Annotated in this window: 6 protein-coding genes; 3 read left to right on the top strand and 3 right to left on the bottom strand. The window is 66.0% G+C overall.

Translation table 11 applies throughout. The features are described from left to right. The first annotated feature begins 8 nt into the window (after nucleotides 1–8). Nucleotides 9–515: a MarR family transcriptional regulator gene (locus VKI00_RS14750; RefSeq protein ID WP_324438552.1), complete on the top strand. Its 507-nt coding sequence runs from the start codon at nucleotides 9–11 to the stop codon at nucleotides 513–515. On the opposite strand, the gene VKI00_RS14745 is transcribed toward VKI00_RS14750, so the two are convergent. Further along, the gene (locus VKI00_RS14745; RefSeq protein WP_324438548.1) at nucleotides 512–1,756 is read right to left on the bottom strand and encodes a GAF domain-containing sensor histidine kinase; all 1,245 of its coding nucleotides are present in this window, start codon (nucleotides 1,754–1,756) and stop codon (nucleotides 512–514) included. The two genes, VKI00_RS14750 and VKI00_RS14745, sit on opposite strands and share 4 nt — an antisense overlap. A gap of 10 nt (nucleotides 1,757–1,766) precedes the next feature. Continuing rightward, on the bottom strand, nucleotides 1,767–2,417 hold the full coding sequence (locus tag VKI00_RS14740; protein WP_324438546.1) for a response regulator transcription factor: 651 nt from the start codon (nucleotides 2,415–2,417) through the stop codon (nucleotides 1,767–1,769). A gap of 108 nt (nucleotides 2,418–2,525) precedes the next feature. Here VKI00_RS14740 and VKI00_RS14735 point away from each other — a divergent pair, with 108 nt between their 5' ends. Both VKI00_RS14735 and VKI00_RS14730 read left to right on the top strand, forming a co-directional pair. Then, nucleotides 2,526–3,113, top strand: a complete 588-nt coding sequence (locus VKI00_RS14735; RefSeq protein ID WP_324438550.1) for an HAD family hydrolase — start codon at nucleotides 2,526–2,528, stop codon at nucleotides 3,111–3,113. Nucleotides 3,114–3,586: 473 nt separating this feature from the next. Further along, entirely contained in the window at nucleotides 3,587–4,639 is a 1,053-nt protein-coding gene (locus tag VKI00_RS14730) for an alpha/beta hydrolase (RefSeq protein ID WP_324438544.1), read from the top strand. Nucleotides 4,640–4,652: 13 nt separating this feature from the next. Here the strand turns inward: VKI00_RS14730 and VKI00_RS14725 are convergent. Continuing rightward, the coding region (locus VKI00_RS14725; protein WP_324438542.1) for an NAD-binding protein at nucleotides 4,653–5,062 on the bottom strand (410 nt) is incomplete at its 5' end.

Raw genomic sequence — 5,062 nt, 5'->3', positions numbered from 1 at the left:
AAAGGGGCGTGGCCGCCTCGAAACCCGACAATCGCGATCCGATCGCCGTCGCGCGGGCCAACTGGGAACGCGCCGGATGGGGTGAGGTCGCGCAGGGGATGGTCGCGGTGACGTCGGTGATGCGGGCTCACCAGATCATGCTTGCCCGCGTCGAAACCGCTTTACGCCCTTACGATCTGAGCTTTTCACGGTTCGAATTGCTGCGTCTGCTGGCGTTCAGCCGCAGCGGCGCGTTGCCGATCACCAAGGCGTCCGACCGGCTGCAGGTACACGTCACCAGCGTCACCCATGCCATCCGCCGGCTGGAAGCCAACGCCCTTGTCCAACGTGTCCCGCACCCTACCGACGGGCGAACCACGCTGGTGCAGATCACCGACCTGGGCCGCTCGACCGTCGAGGACGCCACCGTCACGCTCAACGAGCAGGTGTTCTGCGATATCGGGATGTCCGACGGCGAATCCCGGGCGCTGGCGTCGTCGATCGAAACCCTGCGGCACAACGCCGGAGACTTCTAGTCGATCGTCGAGGGCACCGGAATCGTCGCGGTGACGGCTGTCCCGGCGCCGGGCCGCGATCGGATGTTCAACCGGCCCCCGACCAGCTCGGCGCGCTCGGCCATCGACAGCACACCGTAGCCGCCCATCTCATCGCCGCCCAGCGGGTTCTCGAAAGTGTCGAAACCTATTCCGTTGTCCACGATTTCGAGCCGCGCGGTATCGTCGTCCACCCTGAAGAACAGCCGCGCCACCGAGGCGTTGGCATGTTTGACGATGTTTTGCAGGCCCTCTTGTGCGATGCGGTAGAGCGCGATCTCGATGTGCTCGGGCAGCCGGACGTCGGCCAGTTCGAGCTCCATGTCGAGTTGCGGTATCGACCGGGCCAGGCTGGCCAGCCCGCCGGCCAAGCCCAAGTCGTCGAGCACCGGCGGACGCAGCCCGCCGATCGCCGCCCGCGCCTCCTGCAACGTCAACCCGGCGAGTTCTCTGGCCGCATCGAGTTGTTCGGAGGCCTCCGCCGGATCGTCGCTGACCGCTCGAGCGGCGGCGTCGAGCCGATACGACAACGTGATGAGGCGCTGCGAAATACCGTCATGAATATCGCCGGCCAGCCGGCGGCGTTCGATCTCCTGGGCCTCGATCACCTGCTCGACGAACAGCTCGTGCGCCCGCTCCCTGGCGACCAGCTGCCGGTGCAACCGGGCCTGGTGCATGGCGCCGGCGATCAGCCGGCCGATGACCCGCAACAATTCGACGTCACCCTCGGTGAACTCGCGACGCGCGACCGTGTGCACGTTCAGCACGCCGACCAGGCCGCCCGGGTCGGTTTCCATCGGCATCGACACCATCGAGGTGAAGTCGCGTCCGCGCAACGATTGGATCGGTAAGTAGCGCGGATCGGCTTCCTTGTCGTCGGTGATGACGACGGGCTCACGGTGCTTGGCCACCCAGCCGGAGATGCCGGATCCCAACGGCAGCCGAATCTTTCCCACCTGGCCGTCGAAGGGCGGCGTCGCGCCGGCGAGGGTGAGCGAGCGGTCGGTGTCGTCGAGCACATGCACGAAGCACACGTCGGTTCCGGTCGCCGCGGTGATCATTCGCGCCGCGGCGGCCGCCAACGGTTCCACCCCGGGGCCGCTCGAGGCGGCCCGAATGAGTTCCCGCAGCAGCGCCAGCTCGCGGTCGGTGTCGACGAGATCGCGTACCGCGTGCGAGCCGCGGGCGCCGTCGTCGGGCGCCGTGGGTTGCGATGTGGTCATTGGACAGCGCTCATTGATAGATGCCTTCGCGCAGCGCAGTTGCCACCGCGCCGGTCCGGTCGCTGACTCCGAGCTTGCGATAGATCGATCGCAGGTGGCTCTTGACGGTTTCCTCGCTGATGACGAGTTTGTTGGCGATGCCGCGGTTGGACAACCCATTGACCATGCAGGACAGGATTTCGCTTTCGCGTTGCGTCAGCCCCTGCCGGGCGCCGGGCCAGAATTCGTCGCGCTGCATCCGGGCCGCGGTGTCCGCCGCCCGGACCGCCATCCCCGGGTCGATCACCGTTTCCCCGCTGTGCACCAATTCCAGCTGGCGCACCAGGTCGTCGCTGTTGATGCTTTTCAGCAGATAGCCGCTCGCGCCCACCCGCAAGGCCTGGAACAAGTACTGCTCGTCGTCGTAGACCGACAGCATCACGACCTTGCGGTCGGGCTCGTGCTCGCGCAGCACCTTGCACAGGTCCAACCCGCTGAAGCCCTGCATCCGAACGTCGCACAGCACAATGTCGGGTTGCAGGTCGTCGACCACGGTGACCGCCCGGTCGGCGCCCACCGCCTGCCCGACCACCTGCACCCGGTCCTTGAACGCCGCCAGCATCGCCTTGAGTCCCTCGATGACCATCTCGTGGTCATCGACCAGGACAAGACGCACCGGCATGGCAACACCCTAGACTCCGCCTGTTCCCAGAGCAGTTGGCCTTGCCAATCCCCCGAACGGGGGAGGTCGGGCGCGTGGCATCCGGGCAACCATGTGGGCGTGCGAGCCATGCGGCAGTCTCGTCCAGCCCGGACCTTCTGGTGGGATCGGGAACGTCCGGTCGAAGCCGATATCCTGCGTGCGGTGATCTTCGACGCCGATTCCGCGCTGGCGGATATCGAACGCGATGGTGATGTTGCACCGCGGGCCGGACTGATCGACTTGATCATGAGCTTGTTCGTCGCCGGCATCTGGGTCGGCGTGGTGAGTACCGGCCGTCGTGAGCGGGTCGAGCCAACGGTCCGACAACTGGTCGGCGATGGGCTCGTCGAGACCCTCGTCACCGCCGACGACGTTGCGCCGCCTGAGCCCGAAAGGCAGGCGGAGAGCGGAGCCGAACTGTACCGGCTGGCGTTGTGGGAACTTGGGATAGCGCCCGCGGGTGCGTTGGCCATCGGAGGTTCGGGCCGCAGCTTGCGCGCGGCGATCACCGCCGGATTGCCCTCCCTGGTCGTCACGGCCGACTACAGCGCCGACTTCACCGGTGCGGCCGCTGTCCGTCTCGGATACGACGGGGCCGATCCGTTGCTGGCCGACGGTTGCCAGCAGCAGCACCGACGCTGGTCGATTCAGCAGATGCGTTCCCGAACCGCTTAGGCGAGTATCACCGCGCCAGGCCTCTGCACGCTCAGCGGCTTGGCGCCGCCCTCCTCAGGAGTGCGAACCAAAAGTCTGGCGATCGCTACCTAACATACTAAAAGTCATAAGAAACTGCTTGTTTAAATCTGAAAAGTGGTGGATCATGACAAATGGCAACTGGCAGTCTGTTAAACGGATAAGGGACTCAGCATCTGCCATATGCCACCTCAATTGGAGGTGATGCCATCATGATGCCGCTCACACCCGACGCACAGATCGACGAACTACGCCGCGCGTTGCGCGAATCTGAGCGGCGTCGCCAAGCCGCAGAGGTGAGGCTGGCCGATCGCGAACGCCAACTTGGAACCGCGCACCATACGATCGCGGCTCAAGATCAGCGAATCGGCTGCCTCACGGCCGAGGTCGCTCGGCTAGGCGGCACCGCCGCATATCGGAACCGAACCGGCCCCACGGCCGCGTAGGAGTTTGAGATGAGCGGCCCAAGCAAGGTCTCGGGTTCCACCTGCGTTCCTATCGGCGCAGGCCGCGCCGTAAAAGCCCGCATGTATCCGGTCAGCGGCGGCGTTCCTGTCGAGGTGGTGGAAGACGGTCCCAGCATCGCCGGTCGGCTGGCCTGGCTGGGTGCCCGGCTGACTATTCGGCCGACGTTGGCAATCGCAAGCCACATCCCGCTTCTGCCCTGGCCGTGGGGCTTGGTCGACTGGGCCTCCGGAGCGTTGCTGCCCATCCCGGGCACCGTCCGCGCGACAATCAAGCTCACGCACTGCACCGCCCAGGTCGTCCGGGCCAAGGGTGTGCTGCCGGCCGACGGAAAGCGCCGCGTCATCCTGTACCTGCACGGCGGGGCGTTTCTGACCTGCGGCGCGAACTCGCACAGTCGTCTGACCGCGATGATCTCGTACTACGCCGATTCGCCCGTGCTGGTGCTCAACTACCGGATGATCCCCAAACACACGATCGGCGAGGCGGTTGACGATTGCTACGACGGTTACGAGTGGCTGCGCGACCTCGGCTATCAGCCGGATCAGATTGTGCTGGCCGGGGATTCGGCCGGTGGCTATCTGGCGCTGGCACTGGCCGAACGGCTCCTGGCCGAGGGCGAGGAGCCGGCGGCGCTCGTGTCACTGTCGCCGCTGATGCAATTGGACATGGCATCCAAGAAGGCGGATCCGAAAATCCGATCCGACGCGATGTTCCCGCCCAAGGCTCTTGACGCGCTCGTCCACATCATTAAGCGGGCGGCATCCGGGCGCATCATCGATGGCGAACCCGACAGAGTGTACGAACCGCTGGATCATGTCAAACCGGGCTTGCCTCCCATGCTGATTCACGTTTCGGGGTCCGAGGTGCTGCTACATGACGCCCGGCTGGCTGCGCGTCGGCTGGCCGCTGCCGGAGTGCCCGCAGAGGTGGTTGTCTGGCCCGGCCAGATGCACGTGTTCCAAATCTGCGCGCCGTTGATACCCGAGGCGGTGCGATCGCTGCGGCAGGTCGGGCGGTACATCCGCGAAGCCACCGGTTAGGCGGTTGTGAGCGTTAGCTCCCGCGGAGCAGCTCGATCACGGCGCTGAAATCCAAGGCGGCGTTGTCCGCTGCGAATTTGGCGTAGATCTCGGCGGCGTGACTGCCAAGCGGGGCCGCCGAACCGGTTGACCTGACCGCATCCATCGCCAGGCCGAGGTCCTTGTTCATAAGCGCGGTCGCGAAGCCCGGCTGGAAATCGTGGTTGGCCGGCGATGTCGGCACCGGGCCCGGCACCGGGCAGTTGGTGTGCACCGCCCAGCAGTTCCCCGTCGCGCCGGTGATCACGTCGAACAGCGACTGCGCCGAGAGCCCCAGCTTCTCGGCCAGTACGAACGCCTCGCCGATCGCGATCTGCTGCACCGCCAGCACCATGTTGTTGCACACCTTGGCCGCCTGGCCGGCCCCGGCTTCGCCGCAGTGAA

This window comes from Mycobacterium sp., assembly GCF_035314665.1.
Taxonomy (GTDB): domain Bacteria; phylum Actinomycetota; class Actinomycetes; order Mycobacteriales; family Mycobacteriaceae; genus Mycobacterium.
The sequence above is the reverse complement of the archived record's forward strand: the minus strand, read 5'-3'. Positions and strand labels throughout refer to the sequence as shown.